Source organism: Ferruginibacter sp. SUN106 (genome assembly GCF_050611765.1).
Taxonomy (GTDB): Bacteria; Bacteroidota; Bacteroidia; order Chitinophagales; family Chitinophagaceae; genus Ferruginibacter.
On record NZ_JBODJC010000002.1, the window covers coordinates 720,247 to 738,549 of the forward strand.

Genomic DNA, 18,303 nt, shown 5'->3' on the forward strand with positions numbered 1-18,303 from the left:
TGAAGTGTTTAATGCAATCAGATGTATTAATCACTTCAGCCGATTGCATAATACTTATCGGACAATACCAGTTCAATGCCAGATTTCAAAAATATAAAAGACTATCATACTGCACTTTTGCAAAGTAAGACTAATTGCACCGATGTTGTAAATGATTATATCGGGAAAATAGAATCTAATAAACAGCTGAATGCATTTGTGGAAGTATTTGCCGAAGAAGCTTTGGTTAAGGCAAAAGAGCTGGATGCTAAAAGAAAAACCGGTGCCGCTTTAAAAAAATTACATGGTGTTGTTGTGGCTATTAAAGATGTTATCTGCTACAAAGATCATAAAGTTACCGCTGCCTCAAAAATATTAGAAGGCTTCACCAGCATCTATTCTGCAACGGCAGTACAGCGCTTATTAGATGAAGATGCTATTATCATTGGCAGTTGCAACTGCGATGAATTTGCAATGGGGAGTACTAATGAAAATTCGGTGTATGGCAATGTATTAAATGCTGCAGACGAGACTAAAGTTCCCGGAGGTTCTTCGGGAGGGAGTGCAGTAGCAGTACAGGCTGGCTTATGCATGGCAAGCTTAGGAAGTGACACTGGTGGTTCTGTAAGGCAACCTGCCGACTTTTGTGGCATCGTGGGTATTAAGCCCACTTATGGCCGTATTTCAAGGTATGGCTTGATAGCTTATGCTTCTTCCTTTGATCAGATAGGTATTTTCAGCAACACCGTTGATGATGCCGCTTTATTGTTAGAAGTAATGAGTGGTGCTGATGACTATGATAGTACTGCATTAACACAGCGTAATTGGCAATGGGTAATAAACAATGAACAGGCAGATAAGAAATACAGAATTGCTTATTTTAAAGAAGCATTACACCACCCTTCTCTTGATAAAGAAATTAAAGAAAATATTTTATCGCTTATTGATAAATTGAAATCAGATGGCCACCAGGTAACTGAAATTGATTTTGACCTGTTAGATTTTGTGGTACCAGCTTACTATGTATTAACCACTGCAGAAGCCAGCAGTAACCTTAGCCGTTTTGACGGCGTACGTTATGGCTACCGCAGCAATAGCAGTATAAAAGATTTAACAGACTTTTATAAACACACCAGGAGTGAAGGATTTGGCAAAGAAGTGCAACGGCGTATAATGCTGGGTACTTTTGTATTAAGCGCTGGTTATTACGATGCTTACTTTAGCAAAGCCCAACAGGTACGCAGGCTTTTAACAGATAAAACCAAAGCTATTTTTGCTGAGTATGATGCTGTTATACTGCCTACAAGCCCCACTACAGCTTTTACATTTGGAGAAAAAACCGAGGATCCTATTGCGATGTACCTGGCAGATATCTATACCGTTTTTGCTAATTTAACCGGGTTGCCTGGTATTTCTATACCGCTGTTTAAACACAGTAATAGCATGCCTTTTGGCCTGCAGATTATGACAGCAAAAACAGATGAACTAACTTTGCTGCAATTGTCGGAGCATTTGATGCAACATTATAAAATGTATCCGCATCTTAATAACTAATGAAAAGAATAATTATACTACTCGTTACTGTTTGTTTGCTTTTACCAAAAGCTAAGGCGGGTAGCGCCAATTATAATTTTCTGGAACAGGAACAACTTCCTGTAAGTGATACCACTGTTGAAGATGAAAAGAAAGAAGATGCACTGATTGAAGAAGTTGTAAAAACAAAAACGATACCTGGAAAAGATAAAGCGGAATACTTCAGCCAGGTTACCAGGTATGGTTTTAAAAATTTATTTTCTAAGTACAGTTATAATCCATCCTTGTCTTACTCTTCGCAGGTAAACCCAAGTGCTACAGGTTTTATACAGGATTACATGAAATCTCATGGCAATTACCTCACTAAAATGAAAGGTTGGGGCCAGCCTTATTTTAATTTGATTGAAGGCATATTAATGCAATATGGTTTGCCCAGGGAGCTGAAATATATTGCTGTAATAGAATCTAACCTTAGTACCGGTGCTACTAGTTATAAAGGGGCAGGCGGCCCATGGCAGTTTATGCCTTATACCGCCAGGGATTACGGTCTTGTAGTTAATGGTTATTATGATGAGCGCAGGGATTATTTTAAAAGCACTCACGCTGCTTCCAGATATTTACTGAGTCTTTACAAACAGTTGCATGATTGGCTGTTAGTAATGGCTGCTTATAATGGCGGACCAGGAAGAGTATACAGCGCTATCAAAAAAAGTGGCAGCAGAAATTTCTGGCAACTGCAATATTATTTACCGGAAGAATCCAGGACTTATGTGAAGCGTTTTATAGCCACCCATTATATCATGGAAGGCGGAGGTGGTATTACTACCATGACCAATCAAAATCCGGGGATGCAAATTGATGCAGGTGGTGGTGCAAATCCATTTGATACTAAGCCACAACTTACTCCTGAAGAATTAAAAACTACTGCTACACAAACCATATCAGGTAAATACAACTCACTGATCATTGCCAAGAATTTAACAATGGATATTATTCAGTTCAATCATTTTAATCCTGATTTTGATAACATGATGGCTAATAATGGCAATTACGACCTGCGCTTACCGCAGGATAAGATGCAGGTATTTCTTGTAAATAAGTATACTATTTTAAATGAGTGTGTACAGGTTTTATTAGCTGATGATAATATTTCCAGCAACCAGACTTTTTATCCCGAGGTAAAAACAACAAAACCTGCCAAAAAGAAAAAAGCGAAGTAATTACTCCAGTACTTTCATCATTGCTACAGCCTTCAATAAGCTTTCTTCATATTCCTTTTCTGCATCGCTGTAAAAAGTAATGCCGCCGCCTGCCTGGAAAGAAAGGTAACGGTTAGACGCATTATAAAACATGCTTCTTATCACTACATTAAAATCAAAATCCCCTTCCGGATTTATATAACCGATAGATCCGGAAAACAGCCCTCTCCTCGTCTGTTCGTATTGCTCAATTAATTCCATCACACTTTTTTTGGGGGCACCTGTCATTGACCCCATGGGGAAAGTTGCTTTGATGATATCAATCCAGCTGATATTATCTTTTATTTCACCGCTAATTGTACTTATCATTTGGTGTACCTGTGGAAAACTATACACTCCAAAAAGTTCTTCTACCTTTACGGTACCTTGTTTGCATACTTTGCTCAGATCATTTCTTACCAGGTCAACCACCATCACATTTTCGCTTTTCTCTTTTTCATTTTGTGACAGATAATTTTTGTTTTGTAAATCATGCTCTTTACTCAACAAGTCTCTTTTGCTGGTTCCTTTAATTGGTTGAGAAATTATTTTGTTCCCTTCTTTCTTTACATATCTTTCGGGGCTTGCGCAGATGCAAAACCGTTCGTTTATTTTATACAATGCTGCAAAAGGGTTGGGCGAAAGTTGTATCAGTTTATGATAAACGTATAATGGATCAATTACCGCATCGGCGGCAAAAAATTCCTGGCAAAAATTAATCTCGTAACAATCGCCACGTAAAATATGCTGCCGTAATTTTTGTATGATGCTGATGTAATCTTCTTTTGCAATTCTATTGGTAACAGCAATAGCAGCGGGAGTATTTTGTGTAATAGTTGATGGCTCCTGCTGTATGGCTTCAATTATTTCTGTTGCATTGCCATCGGTAAATATAGTTACCTGTGTTTCTGACAACTGCAGTACAATTTCAGGAACAAAAAAATGCATATCCTCAAACCCAATCCCATCATAGTTTCGGGAATGTAATTTTTCGGTTTCATTTTTAAGATCGTATCCTAAATGCCCAAACAGCCAGCCTTTGTTTTCATTATAAAAATGCTGTAAACTTTCAAACGCATTCCCGGCATGGGCAGTAATATTTTTTTTGCTTCCTGCAGCAAGCAGGCATTCAAAAGCCGGGGTAGTAAAATTATAATGCTGGTTATCCAGTAAACAAAAAATGTTGAACCGGTTAGCCCAGTTCAACATTTGTATTCTGAATTCGGTAAAATTATTTAACGAAAAAGTTTGGGAATTTTTATTCACTACTTTTTTTAAACAGCTCTAGAAATCATCATCATCATCAAAGCCTCCGCCACCTAAGTCATCAAGACCCAGATCTTTAAAATCATCATCCAGTTTAAAATCATCATCATCGCCCTTGCCGGTTTTTTTAGCACCGCCTGCAGGTTTCTTTGATTTTGATTTAGGAACATCAAATTCATCAAAGTCAGGATCCCAGTTATCATCTTCTTCGGGTTTCTCCCAATCGTCTTCTACTTCCACATCATCATCGTCATCATCATCATCGCTTGATTTCTTTTTTGATGCACCTTTGCCTTTAGCAGGTTTTACATCTTCTTCCTCATCAAAATCATCATCATCATCGTCATCATCATCTTTTTTCTTTGGAGAAGATTTTTTTGCGGATGTAATTTCGGGAACTGCAGTTTTCTTTGCAGGCGCCTTTTTGTCTTTTTCGGATTTTATTGCCATAAATTAAACAGGTTGTTACTGTAAAATTTGTACGAGTTTTTTAAATAGCCAAAAATATTGGCTACTTTTTTAAATATTTTTTTTAAGCTATTATAATTTGCTCTTTACCCGGACCATTACTAATGTATTTTACCGGTACTTTTAAAAACGTATTAAGGTAGTCAATATAGTTTTTCATTTGCTGTGGAAGTTCACTAAAATCATGCATTGCAGTGATATCAGTTTTCCATCCTTCAAAACTTTTATATACCGGTTCAATATTTACTTTATTCATTTGAAAAGGTATATAATTCTTCTCTTCTCCATTAACCAGATAACTGTTACAAACTTTCAATTCATCTAAGTTATCTAAAATATCTGCCTTTGTCATTATTATTTGTGTAACCCCATTGATCATGCAGGCAAATTGCAATGCCACCAGGTCAATCCAGCCACAACGCCTTGGCCTTCCTGTGGTAGCTCCAAACTCACTACCCGTCTTACGTATCAGTTCGCCTGTTTCGTCGTTTAATTCGGTTGGAAACGGCCCGCTGCCCACTCTTGTGCAATATGCTTTAGATACTCCGAATACTTCTTTGATCTTTTGCGGTGCAACACCCAATCCAGTACAGACACCAGCGGATATGGTACTGCTGCTTGTTACAAAAGGAAATGTTCCAAAGTCAACATCCAGCATACTTCCCTGTGCCCCTTCCGCTAAAACTCTTTGTCCTTTCTGAATTTTATCGTTAATGAAATATTCACCGTTTACAATTTTAAACTCCTTTAAAAATTCAATCGCTTCAAAAAATTCTTCTTCCCACGCACTGATATCTTCCTGAAAATTAAAGCTCTCCAATATTTTCTGGTGCTTTAAACGTAGTTTAATATATTCTGTTGTAAAACTCTTATCTAATAAATTGCCTACTCTTAATCCATTGCGGCCTGTTTTATCCATATAAGCAGGTCCAATGCCCTTTAATGTACTGCCTATCTTTTCATTGCCTTTACTTAACTCACTGGCTTTATCAATAGCACGGTGGGTAGGTAGAATTAAATGCGCCCTTTCGCTGATATACATGTTCTTTTTGTAATCTACTCCAAAAGCAGCCACATTTTCGCATTCTCTTTTAAGTGTAACGGCATCTAATACAACGCCATTACCAATTAAATTGGTTTTTTCTTCGTGAAAGATACCACTTGGTATCTGGTGCAGCACAATTTTTTTACCATCTACATACAAAGTGTGCCCTGCATTAGGCCCACCCTGGAACCTGGCTACCACATCATAATTTTTAGCAAAATAATCCACTATTTTTCCCTTTCCTTCGTCGCCCCATTGCAGGCCTAATATTACGTCAACCATTTCCGATTTATGATTTTAAATTTATGATTTTAGATTTGTCTCAGACCAGTCACAAAGCGTAAAAATAAATTGAAAATTAACAACCACCTAAAATGAATTGGGTTTGTTTGAAAGTTGGGGAGAAAGAATGGTTTATTAGTTAACTAGTTATTTGGTTAATTAGTTAGTTCAATGGATTAAAAAGCCTGGGTCTATTACTCAGGCTTTCAGTTATTAATTACTGATTATTAATTATTCATTATTTAGGCTACCTTCAACATACTCAGCTTGCTGGTACTGAATTTACGCTGGGCATATTCCAGAGAAACTTCAAAGGTTTTTACTTTTTGAGAAGGGAGTTCATACATGGCATCGGTTAAAATGCTTTCGCAAATGCTGCGTAAGCCACGGGCTCCTAATTTATATTCCAGGGCTTTTTCAACCATAAAATCGTATACCGCAGGCTCAAATTTTAATTCAATACCTTCTATATCAAATAAGCGGGTAAATTGTTTTACTAAAGCGTTTTTAGGCTCCGTTAATATGCTGCGTAAGGTTGCAGCATCTAATGGGTTTAAATAAGTTACTACTGGTAAACGGCCCAACAATTCGGGTATTAATCCAAAATGTTTCAGATCAACTGCATTTACAAAATGCAAGAGGTTATCGTGCTGGTATTCCTGTAATTCTTTATTTACATTAAACCCGATAGCATTGGTGTTAACACGGCGTGCAATAATTTTATCTACACCGTCAAAAGCACCACCGCAGATAAATAAAATATTCTGTGTATTTACTTTGATCAGTTTTTGTTCCGGATGTTTACGTCCGCCCTGTGGTGGTACCAATACCTCTGTTCCTTCCAGTAATTTTAATAAGCCTTGTTGTACACCTTCGCCGCTAACATCCCTGGTAATAGAAGGGTTATCACTTTTACGGGCAATTTTATCAATCTCATCAATAAATACAATTCCTTTTTCAGCTGCAGTTACGTCGTAATTACAAGCCTGTAATAAACGACTCAGCATACTTTCCACATCTTCGCCCACATAACCAGCTTCTGTAAAAACTGTAGCATCAACAATTGCAAAAGGCACATTCAACATACGGGCAATTGATTTTGCCAGTAATGTTTTTCCTGTACCGGTTTCACCCACCATAATGATGTTACTTTTTTCAATCTCTACATCATTATCAATTTTTTGATTTAATCTTTTGTAATGATTATAAACTGCAACTGCTAAAATTTTTTTTGCATCATCCTGTCCTATTACATATTCATCCAGGAAATTTTTTATTTCGATTGGTTTTTTTACAATCAGTTTATGAGTAGGTGTGTGCGATAATTTGCTTTCGGCATTGCTTCCTAATTCCTGTTCAATGATTTCTTCCGCATGCTCCACACAATTTTCGCAAATATGGCCATCCTGGCCGGCAATTAATATCTTAACCTCATCACGGCTGCGGCCGCAAAAAGAACAATGTAGAGTTTGTTGTTTTGCCATTATTGCTATGTGTTATTAGCTTTTGCTAATGTTATTGAAATACAAAGATACAAAAGCATTAATTAGAACGCTAATGTGAGGACAATATTATGCTGAAAAATGTTGCTTGAGTTTTGCCACGGACCTGCCTACCGGCAGGCAGGTTACACAGATTAACAAGGATGGTACAGCTGCTTTTGGTTAGGGATCAGCAAATTGAATTCAATATTAACTCAGAAAGCAAAAAAATACTGCACTTTAAAATCCCTGCACTTGTTTCAGGTGCTTTTGCAGCATTTGCTTTAATTGCCTTTTCACTATAGATCCCATGGTTTTGCATTTGGAGAAATAGTTATTCTGAAAATGCTCATTCAATTCATCTCTTAAAATTTTTACTTTATAATTTTCTGATAACTCGTCCTTTATCATAATATTCAGCAATTCCATTAACTGCTTACGGCCGGCAATTACCCGGTATGCCATGGTGGTTCTTTCCTCGGTTTGGTATTGCTCAATCACATCTGGGCTAAGGCTTTTTAATACCAGTTCCACATATTCAAAATTCTCTTTGTAAAACTGCGGCAGGTAAAGGTTCTTCTTACCTTCGTAACACTGCTGGTCAAAATCAATAGCCCTAAGGCGATATTGATAATCTTCAATATCGGGAGTAATATCTACCACAAAATTATAGCTACGCATGTCTCCCAGTAATCTTGCAAAGCAGCGTTCGTTGAACTTTACAAATTCTTTTGCAATGCGTATCTTATTAGTTTCAGGTAAGTGCATATAATCCTGCAAAAAAATATCTCCGGGTATGCCGGGTATATGTTCTTCTACCAAAGTATTTTTATGATGCAGGAAAGTAATGCGGTTGGGAGAAAGCAAATGCTCCAGTTCCAAACCATAGATACGGGATGCATCTGCAGCTTTTACATAATAATGATCGTAGTTATCATTTACTTTATTTTTAATCCTTATCCTGAATGGTACGCTGTTACCAAATTCACAAAAGTCAATACGTTCCACATCCAGGTGTTTAATAAAGCTCAGGTTGCCTTCTGTTTTAAGAATGGCATAAGTTTTTATCAATCCTTCTTTTAAAAACTCCATTTCCTTCAGATCATACACTGCATTTTCCCAATGAGTGAATTTTCCGTTTTTATCTTTTAGTGAAGTGGCGTAACGATAGTTCAACAGATCTTTATAAACAATCGGCAATTTAATATCTCTGCCATAATTGCGCAGGTAGCCCTGCAAACCTTCACTTACAGGAAAAATATCCTTCTTCATTAAAGGACGATCAGTTACCTGGCTCAGTTTTGCATTTATAATTTCGTTGAACTGCATAATGTAAAAATACAATTTAGAGTTTACTGTTTGCGCTTTACCACTTATTCATTTACCTAAACGCAAACTGCTCCATAAATTATGGAGCAGTTGTGCTGAAAATATTACCAGGTTATTATAATTTATCCATAACGCCATCTACAATGCCATAAGCAATAGATTCTTTGGCATCCATCCAGTAATCCCTGTCAAAGTCTTTCATTACTTTTTCAACTGTTTGTCCGCAATTCTTTGCTAATATTTCGGCTCCCATCAGCTTGGTCTTTCTAATCTGCTCTGCCATAATTTCCAGGTCTGCACTAGTACCCTGTCCACCGCCGCTCGGCTGGTGTATCATTACTTCTCCATGAGGAAAAATAAAACGACGTCCTTTTGTGCCCCCACTCAGTAATATACTACCCATGCTTGCCGCCATACCCATACATACGGTACTTACCGGCGAGCTGATCATTTGCATGGTATCATAAATTACCATTCCGCTTACCACCATGCCGCCCGGGCTGTTGATATAAAAGGTGATCTCTTTTCCCGGATCAATAGCTTCAAGATAGAGCAATCTTGCAGTAATATCTTTAGCACTTTTATCATCTACCACACCCCATAAAAATATCTTACGTTGTTCAATAAATTTTTTATCAAACTGCCAGCCACTCATCATTTTCTCCATCGGGTTTTCCGGCAATTCTTTTGGTGTTTCTTCTTCGTCTTCGTTTCTTATTGTTCTGTTGTATAAATTCATTTTTAATAAGTTTAGATGTTTAGTGTTTAGAGGTTAGTTAATAAAACCCTGGTTCTGTACTTACAACATTGTACGCAGCATTATTTATCCTTTTTCTGCTTTCTTGGATTCATTACCAGTACTTCATCTACCATACCGTACTCTTTGGCCTCGGCACTCGTCATCCAGTAATCCCTGTTACTGTCCAGCGCAACTTTTTCAACCGGCTGACCGGTATGGAAGGCAGTTATTTCGTACAATTCCTGTTTAATTTTTTTTACTTCGTTTACAGTAATTTCAATATCTGTTGCCTGCCCGCCTGCGCCGGCACTAGGCTGATGCATCATAATACGGCTATGCTTAAGTGCAGTACGTTTTCCTTTTGCTCCTGCGCATAACAATACTTGTCCCATACTGGCCGCCATACCTGTGCATATTGTAGCTATATCCGGCGTAATAAACTGCATGGTATCATACATACCAAGGCCTGCATATACACTACCGCCGGGGCTGTTGATGTACATCTGTATATCACGTGTTCTGTCAGTGCTTTCCAAAAAAAGCAGCTGTGCCGTTACAATGTTTGCCACTTCGTCACTAATAGGGTATCCCAGGAAAATTATCCTATCCATCATCAACCTGCTGTATACATCCATTACAGCCACGTTCATCGGGCGCTCTTCAATAATATTAGGAGTAAGGTTGGTTACATTATGTTTGATATAGCCATCCAATGCATTACTGCTTATTCCTTTATGCTTTACAGCAAATTTTTCAAACTCTTTTCCAAAATTCATATGCTTTAGATTAATTGTTGTTACAAATATAGTTGATAGTTATTAGTGATTATATACAAACTCCCTTTTTAATCCCTGCTTCGTGACTGATAAATTAATATATACTGCACCAGCATGGCAATAGAAGCTAAGGCTGCAACCACATAGGTGAGTGCTGCCCACTTCAATGCGTCTTTAGCTTTATCATGTTCGCCTGCTGTGGTAATGTTGGAGGCTTCAAGCCATTTGAGTGCCCTGGCAGAGGCATCAAATTCCACAGGTAATGTAATCAGTGAAAACAAAGTACTTACTGCAAACAGGATAATGCCAATTAATAAAACAGTAGTATTACCACCTCCAAAACCAAACATTCCAAGCCCTGCAATTATTACCCACTGCGACAAAGTACTGCTGATCTGCACTGCAGGTACCAGCCTGCTCCTCAACATAAGCATAGAATAAGCTGTTGCATGCTGCACTGCATGGCCACATTCATGTGCTGCTACCGATGCGGCGGCTACGTTTCTACCTTCAAATACGTCGGGGCTAAGGTTAACCGTTTTATTAAGTGGGTTATAGTGATCTGATAAAAAACCATCCACAGAAACCACCTGTACATCATATATCCCATTTTGCTTAAGCATTTTTTCTGCAATCTCTTTTCCACTCATTCCTGTGCTGGTAGGTACTTTTGCATATTCAGCAAATTTACTTTTAAGCTTGTACTGAACCGCCATACCAATTACCATAAATACAACAGAAATAAATATTATTCCCAGTGTCATTTTTATAGATTTTATCTTTTAGCTAGTCAAAAAGTATTCCCATTTAAATAACTGCCAAAATTGCAAAAACGGAATAAAAAAAAGTCCCCCCCAACAAAGTTGGGGAGGACTTAAAATTATTAACTAAGATGTGTTGACTATCTTAAAACTTCCGTTCTGCCCATTGCTAAACGGTTTCCTACCACATCTACTACTTCAATCCAATAAACACCAGTACCATGATTCCTCAAATCAACATCCATCCTTGCATAAGGAGCAGAGATAGAATAAGACTGTGTAAGAACCCTTTTACCTCTTGCATCGTAAACATTGATGCCACGTGGTAAATTGGTGTTATTGATAATGCTGTAGTACCTCACCTGGAACAATCCTCCGTTTGGTGTAGGATAGATGAATACCCTTCCACTTGCAGAGTCGGTAATTGATACCTGGTTTGATAAATTGGTACATCCGTTGATATCGGTAACTCTTAAAGTATAGTCACCCAATGCGTCAACTGTAACCAGGTAAGAACTAGCTGATGCGCCCGGTACCTGAACACCATTCCTCAACCAGGTGTACGTAGCTGCTGCCGGCGTAACTGTAGAGAATAATGTTGTGGTTAAACCAGGGAACAGTTTCTTATAAGGAGAAGCTGATAGTACCACTGTTGGTAATGGGTTAACTATTAATCTTGCCCTTACAGATGACAGCGGCGCACATGGTGTTGTGCTAACTGAATCTTTGTACAGGTATCCGCTCATAGAAACCGGCGGAGCTGTGATAGTTAATGTAGTGGTTTTAGCACCTGCATAAACACCACCGTTAGCAACATCGGTCCATGTATTACCATTGTCGGTACTTACTCTCCAGTTATGTGTAATTGAAGAGCCTGTAGCAACTGCTGTAAAGCTGGCCACTTTGTCGGTACAAACTGCTGCATCAACAGGTTGAGTTGTGAACGCCACAGGTTGGTTAACCGTAACAACCACTGTTCTTGATGGAGATGTACAAGCAGTAACATTTGGTACAACACTTATACTACCAATGAAGTAGTAAGGGTTAAATGTTGGAGCACCCGGAACTGCCGGACCGGTATAACCAATGTTAGACCCGGTAATAATATCGCAACCACCTGCAGACCCGATAAGTTGGGTGCCGGTATTACTGAATACCAGGTTACCTGTTCCTGAAGGAAGTGCTGCACTCACCAATATACCGTAGGTAGTATTGGCTGGTATCACTAAAGTAAGACCTGATAAGAATGGCTGAACGTTAGGGAAGCCTATTGAAGTAATAGTACCCGTACCAAACTGATTCCATCCATTAGCAGTAGTAATTGCGCCAGGCAAACCATTCACTGCTGTTGTTTTATAGTAAGCAGCTACGTTGGTGGCACCTGTAACATTACACATACTGGAAATATCAGTTAATGTAACAGCATAATTGTTATTGTTTCTTACATTAAATGTAAGTGTAGTAAAGAATGTAGTGGCCGTGTTGGTCATTGTAGGCACACTTGGAACCGGAGGCAAACTCTTTACAGTAGCCTGGTAAGTATAAACGCCGGATGGTGTTGGTTTTGTCCAAACTGAATCAACAGCTGTACCAGCAACATAAGGAGTAGATGCAGAAGCATCAGAGAATAATCCTGCAGCCGGAGTCCATACGGCAGGTGTAGCAGGTACACCAACGATATAGTCAATATCCAGAGACCAGTTATTTAATACCCCTGCATCCGGAGCACCTGCATCATATACAGCAAGCGTCCAGGTACCGTTAGGTACAGAATATAAGCCACTGAATGTAGCAACATCTGGTATAAAGCCAACAGGACCACCAGGGAAGGTGAAGCCAAATGCGGCAAAAGTTGCACCCACTGCATCTGGTTTAAATGTAGCAGTAAACGGAGCAGCACCTGCACTTAATAAAGTAGTGCCGGCAGAACTGATAACGGTGTTAGTGAAATTAGCACCCGGGTTATTAGTTTTATTAAGCATTGCATCCAGGTTGAATATTCTGCCATTAGGAGCTTTTAACACCATCACCAGATCACCAACATAAGCATGCGTAATGTTGAATTTAGCCCTGATGTTGGCAATGGTAGCACCTGCCGGAATACCTGCAACTGTAATAGTTGAAGTAGTAGCCGGGTATGTTGTTGGTACTGGCGGAATTGCCGGACCGTCAGGAATAACAATATTAACTGTACCTGAAGTAAATGTACCTGTAAATGATTGAGAAGAAGAACTTTTCAGTTTTACAGCCGGATCGCCTAAGCACATCAGTACAGAAGCGGGAGTAACTGTAGGAGCTGGTGGAGTATAATTTACCAGGGCCACTGCAGTTCCAACACAACCGGTAGTTGCGTTAGTACCAGATACAGTATAAGCAGTAAATGCAGTTGGAGCCGCATAAACTATTGGTGTTGATGTACCGGTATAAGCTGTTACGGCTGTAGCATCTGTATATAAGCCGGCTATAGGAGCCCATGTGTACGTGGTTGCGCCACTTGCTGTTAACAATGTACCGTTAGTACCTGCCACACCACCACAAGTTGAAGCTGGTGTAACTGTTACCACAGGTAATGCTACAACAGTTAAAATGGCACCATTAGAGTTGGCATTAGGAGGACAAGTTCCACTAATTACACAACGGTAACGGTTATTGTTCATTGCACCGGTTGTGGGGCTGATAGTTAATGTAGTTGTTGTAACACCGGAATAAGGTGCTGCATTAACTAAATTGGTGTATGTAACACCGCCGTTGGTACTTTCCTGCCATTGGTAGGCAATACCTGCGCCGGTTGCACCAACTGTAAATGTTACCGGTAAACCAGAACAAACTGTAGTATTAACCGGTTGTGCGGTAACTTTTGGAAGTTGGTTAACATTAATTGTGATCGATGCTTGTCTTACACATCCTGCACCATTATCATGGAACACAGTATAAGTAGTAGTAGCGGCTGGTGAAGCTGCAACAGGGTTAGTTGTTGTAGAGTTCAGGCCCGCTGCCGGAGTCCAAAGGAATGTACCTGTTGTAATAGGAGCTACTGAAACACCTGTGAAGTTAACGTTTCCGATAAAACCTCTTGGTGTATTACCCAATACAGCCGGTGAAATATCGCCTGCATAACCAATATTGGTACCTGTAATTAAGTCGCAGCCACCAGCAGATATAGTATATACACCTGCAGCAACTGTACTGTATCTTAAATTACCCACATTGGCAGCAGTTTTAGATTCTACGCCAAGACCATAGGTTGCACCTGCCGGTATAACTAAGGTAGCACCGGTTAAGAAAACCTGTGGAGTTGTTGTGGTAGTATTTGCTACCGCAGTGTAGGCTCCTGTTGCAGCCACATTCCATCCGTTAGCAGCAGATATTGCACCTGGAGCACCCGAAATTGGAGTTGTTTTGTAGTAAAGCGTAGCTGTACTTGCACCACTGGCTGAGGCAATACTTTCAATTCCTGTAATAGTAACAGGGAATGGATTGTTATTTTTAAAGTTAAAAATAACCATACCAAAAGCATTGTTGTTGGCAAATGTTGTGGTGATTGTATAAGGTACTGCAGGGCCACCTGGCTCACTTGCTGTTAACCTTACCGGATCGCCTGCACAAATTGTTGTACCCGGGTCAGCGGCAATTGACAATGGAAGCGATGCATTAAATGTTACTGTGGCAACTGTTGAATTAACTGCTACACAACCAGGTACCTGAACTACTGCCCTGAAGTAAGTAGTTTGAGTAAGGTTGGTAAATGTTAATGTAGTTGTGGTATTTGCTATTGCAGTATAAGGACCTGCCAATACTGTTGCAGATTCCCAACGGATAACAGCACCTGTGTGACCAGATAAAGTTATTGTACCGGAGTTAGTAGTTCCGCAAACAGAAGTGCTTGAAGGACTAACTGATCCACCAACAGATGCGGCGGCAACACTTAATGTTGCAGACAAACTTGTGGCCGTAGGGTTACAAGAACCTGTAACTACGCAACGGAAAAGGTTACCATTTTGTGCCAGCAAAGCTGTAAATGAATAAGTACTTGCTGTAGCACCAGGAACATCTGTCCATGTACCACCACCGTTAGTGCTTACCTGCCATTGGTAGGTAACACCGCCTGTAGCTGTTGCAACACAACTAAAGCTTGCAGTTGAATTAGCACAAACCGTAGTACTTACTGGTTGTGAATTAATATTTGGAGAACATAAAATAAGCGGAGTGATCAATGTAACGGTATCTTTAAATGAAACCCTTACATTTGATGCATTAAATAAGCTGGTGCGCATGTTAACTGCTGCAACAGCGTCTAAAACGATATCATCTACCCACCATCCTGTAGGAGATCCTGTACCTGCAGTATTATCATCAGATGCAAACCTGAACCTGATTTTTACTGATTGACCTGCATATGCGGCCAGGCCGATAACAGTTGTAACCGGTAAACCAGCGCCAACACTAGCGCCTGTAAATGCAGCTCTGCCAGATAAGTTGTTACCAACACCTGCACCCAGGCCGCCATTATAACCGCCACTGGTCATGTTAGGACCTAAATCAGTCCATGTAGCACCGCCGTTTGTGCTTATTTCCACTACACCGCCATCCCATCCGGCTTCTGTGTTATATCTATGTTTAAAAGTTAATCTTGGATAAGAGTTAGCCGGTAAAGCGATAGCTGAAGTGGTTTCTAATTTCTGATCAGCTGCAGTTACCAGGTTTTCAACAAAGAATGAATTTGGAGCACTGCTGCTTTGTGTAGAAACTACAGACCAAACGTTACCTGGTGTTGCCGTTGTAGTCCATGTTGAAGGAATTGTTGCACCGGCAACAGTTTCATTCAATAATGTTACAGGAGGGAAATAACTACCCACATTTGCTGTAACTGTAAATGGATAACTGGTTGTACCAGCTGCCTGACTAACGTTAAAGCTAACCACCCTGTTTGCTGCATTATAAGTACCACCACTTACATAAGTAACGTTAGTTGGTAATGTATCGGTAGCTGTATAATTGGCTATAGGAGAACAGGTAGTTATTTTATTTGCATAAATGATATTCTGACCTTCAGAAACTGAAACAGTACCATTTTGAGTAGCTGCTAAAGTAATCGGAGGAGTAAAATCAGGAATCTGATCAGTTACGCTATTAGTAGATCCCTCAGAAGCAAATGCTCCCATACCTCTTCTTCTGAATGCTTCCCAGATGGCGCAGTTATACTGACCACCATAAAGGTTCTGGTCTGCCTGTAATATTGCATTTCTGCCACTGATAAATCCAGGGCTACATTGCTGTAACCTTAAACCTTCAGTTACCAGTTTCAATGCTATATTATTACCACCGCCGCCGGCAAGATCGTATAAGTTGGCATTAATACTACCATTCTGGTTAATGATATTCCATGTCATATCCCAAAGAGTAGCACACCATATTTCACCCCTGTCGTGCGGAGCAGCAGGAATTGAAGCAGCGTATACTTTATTATTAACTGTAAAATCAGTACAATATTTTTGAGAACGTATACCTAAGCCGGTAATTGGCTGGTTTAATGCATAAGTACCGATACCTCTTGGTGAGTTGAAACCGGTGTTAAGGGTTGCAGTTGACCAGTCCTGTGTAAACATTAAACAGTAGTAATCACTCCATCCTTCACCCATTTGTTCAGCATTACCCAAACAAGTAGCGATACCACCACCGGTAAAACGGTTACTGATACCATGGCCATGTTCGTGAGTGATGATACCATTATCAACGTCACCATCTCTTTGCGGACTGGAAAGTGTCCACAGGTACATTTGCATTCTTCCGCTACCACCATCTGCAGGGGTACTGAAGTTTGCGTTGTTGGTACCACTACCATCCTGTGCTTCTGCATTTACGTGGTCATTACCAACACCACCCCTTCCCTGGTTATCATCCTGGAAGTTAGCACTAGCCTCGTTAAAACCATATATATACATAACATCATGAATAATGTTATTCCAATAGAACAGGTTAGTAATATTAAATTGCTGGTTTTGTACCGGTGTTGTCTGTGTAGGAGCAACGGTAAAGTTGGGTACAAAATCAAAAGTAAGAGGATCTGGTGTAGTAGTAGAGCTTGCTGAAGTTGCTACTGAACCGGTATTAGCGTTAGCCTGATCCTGGTAAGCCCAAACGTTATTACCACGGGTATAGGTGTAGTTAGTAGAAGCAGCACCAGTATGCCATTTTAAAGTGGTTGGATTACCCGGAGCAGCAGTCCATGGATCTGTTCTTGTTGCCGGTGTACCACCTGGATGTATCGGACTTTCGGCAGGGAAAGGAATAACCCTGTATGTGGCCGAGTTAACAATAGTAGGGCTGTTTGGAGATTCTTCTGTTAAAGAATTGATCTTTTTAAAATCAAAAGCATTATTACCTGATATATTCCTTGTTACATCTTTAGTAAACTCAGGATAGTTGATCCCTGTTTCCTGTGGCAATTCCGGACGACCCCAGTTATCATATACGGTAAGGTTATCCATGCCAATAATACTATTGTCACTTGCATCAACTTTTACTAACCAGTAATCTGAAGTGGTTTTAGGTATAATATATACCTGCCAGGCCAGCTTCATCTTTTTTAATGCGGTGATATTATTTCTTGTTTCCTCTACCGGTGCCCACAATAACTGAGCAGTAATATTTTCACGGGATATTCCCATATTACTAAACTCTATTTTGTTACCGTTATCTTTTCTGCCCAATGGAACTGCCATTTGGGTTGGCACTAATTTCCTGTCTGACAAAGCAGACTGCACAGCTCCTTCTGCAGAAACTGCGGGAATGCCTGATGCAACGTTGGCAAATTTCTCCATGCTGTGGTTAAAAGTACCGGCATTGGAAATAAGCTTGTTGTTTTTAAACGCTAAAACCAGCATCTGGTTGTATACCGGGATGCCTTTGTACGTTTGCTGCAGGTATACCATTCTGATGCCGGAGGCATTATCCTGGTAGGTGTTTGACACCTTTACATTGCTAAGATCGGCATCGGACAAACCAAGCGAGGCTTTGTTTGCGCTAACCAATTGCAATGCAACATTGTCATCTGCAGTGTTTAATTGTGCATTTGAAAAAAATACACTAAACAGCAACGGAATAAGAAAGAGGAAAATTTTTCTCATAAATGTTTGTGTTAGTTTGAAATTAGTGATCGTTTTAGTTAATAGTTTAAAATCTTCAGGTTGAAACAGTTTTAGTTTTTGCCGGGAAAAAGGCAGGATTCTACTTAAAATTTGCGTTAAACAAATGTTATCAAACAAAAATAGAAATGGAAAATTACATCATTTTGTATATTGAACCAATAATTTTTTGCTGTTTGAAAAGAAACATTTCATCCTGCCGGCGCAAAACCTTACTGCTACTGCGTATTAAAAAAATCAAGCGGATTTCCGGCGTCTTTG

The 18,303-nt window shown here is 39.6% G+C and carries 11 protein-coding genes; 2 read left to right on the forward strand and 9 right to left on the reverse strand.

What is annotated here, in order from left to right:
* Positions 1 to 75 precede the first annotated feature (75 nt).
* A complete protein-coding gene (gene gatA, locus ACQ334_RS09050; RefSeq protein WP_430987872.1) occupies positions 76 to 1,533 on the forward strand; it encodes an Asp-tRNA(Asn)/Glu-tRNA(Gln) amidotransferase subunit GatA in 1,458 nt (485 codons plus the stop codon).
* Positions 1,533 to 2,732, forward strand: a complete 1,200-nt coding sequence (locus ACQ334_RS09055; RefSeq protein WP_430987873.1) for a lytic transglycosylase domain-containing protein — start codon at positions 1,533 to 1,535, stop codon at positions 2,730 to 2,732. The genes gatA and ACQ334_RS09055 overlap by 1 nt, the downstream gene beginning before the upstream one ends.
* Here the strand turns inward: ACQ334_RS09055 and ACQ334_RS09060 are convergent, their stop codons facing one another.
* The 9 genes from ACQ334_RS09060 to ACQ334_RS09100 form a co-directional block, all read right to left on the reverse strand.
* Positions 2,733 to 4,016 (reverse strand): anthranilate synthase component I family protein, encoded by a 1,284-nt coding sequence (locus ACQ334_RS09060; RefSeq protein ID WP_430987874.1) that lies wholly within the window; start codon positions 4,014 to 4,016, stop codon positions 2,733 to 2,735. It lies immediately after the preceding gene.
* An 18-nt stretch (positions 4,017 to 4,034) separates the two neighbouring features.
* Positions 4,035 to 4,466: a hypothetical protein gene (locus tag ACQ334_RS09065; RefSeq protein WP_430987875.1), complete on the reverse strand. Its 432-nt coding sequence runs from the start codon at positions 4,464 to 4,466 to the stop codon at positions 4,035 to 4,037.
* Positions 4,467 to 4,548: 82 nt separating this feature from the next.
* Positions 4,549 to 5,811: an adenylosuccinate synthase gene (locus ACQ334_RS09070; RefSeq protein ID WP_430987876.1), complete on the reverse strand. Its 1,263-nt coding sequence runs from the start codon at positions 5,809 to 5,811 to the stop codon at positions 4,549 to 4,551.
* A 242-nt stretch (positions 5,812 to 6,053) separates the two neighbouring features.
* Positions 6,054 to 7,295: an ATP-dependent Clp protease ATP-binding subunit ClpX gene (gene clpX / locus ACQ334_RS09075; protein WP_430987877.1), complete on the reverse strand. Its 1,242-nt coding sequence runs from the start codon at positions 7,293 to 7,295 to the stop codon at positions 6,054 to 6,056.
* Between the two features lie 237 nt (positions 7,296 to 7,532).
* Positions 7,533 to 8,621, reverse strand: a complete 1,089-nt coding sequence (locus ACQ334_RS09080) for a hypothetical protein (RefSeq protein WP_430987878.1) — start codon at positions 8,619 to 8,621, stop codon at positions 7,533 to 7,535.
* Positions 8,622 to 8,736: 115 nt separating this feature from the next.
* Positions 8,737 to 9,360: a ClpP family protease gene (locus ACQ334_RS09085; RefSeq protein WP_430987879.1), complete on the reverse strand. Its 624-nt coding sequence runs from the start codon at positions 9,358 to 9,360 to the stop codon at positions 8,737 to 8,739.
* An 80-nt stretch (positions 9,361 to 9,440) separates the two neighbouring features.
* The gene (locus ACQ334_RS09090; RefSeq protein WP_430987880.1) at positions 9,441 to 10,136 is read right to left on the reverse strand and encodes a ClpP family protease; all 696 of its coding nucleotides are present in this window, start codon (positions 10,134 to 10,136) and stop codon (positions 9,441 to 9,443) included.
* Positions 10,137 to 10,204: 68 nt separating this feature from the next.
* Positions 10,205 to 10,900 carry a zinc metallopeptidase gene (locus ACQ334_RS09095; RefSeq protein WP_430987881.1) on the reverse strand — a complete coding sequence of 232 codons (696 nt, stop codon included), beginning with the start codon at positions 10,898 to 10,900 and terminating at the stop codon, positions 10,205 to 10,207.
* Between the two features lie 137 nt (positions 10,901 to 11,037).
* A complete protein-coding gene (locus ACQ334_RS09100) occupies positions 11,038 to 18,024 on the reverse strand; it encodes a M36 family metallopeptidase (protein WP_430987882.1) in 6,987 nt (2,328 codons plus the stop codon).
* Between the last annotated feature and the right edge of the window lie 279 nt (positions 18,025 to 18,303).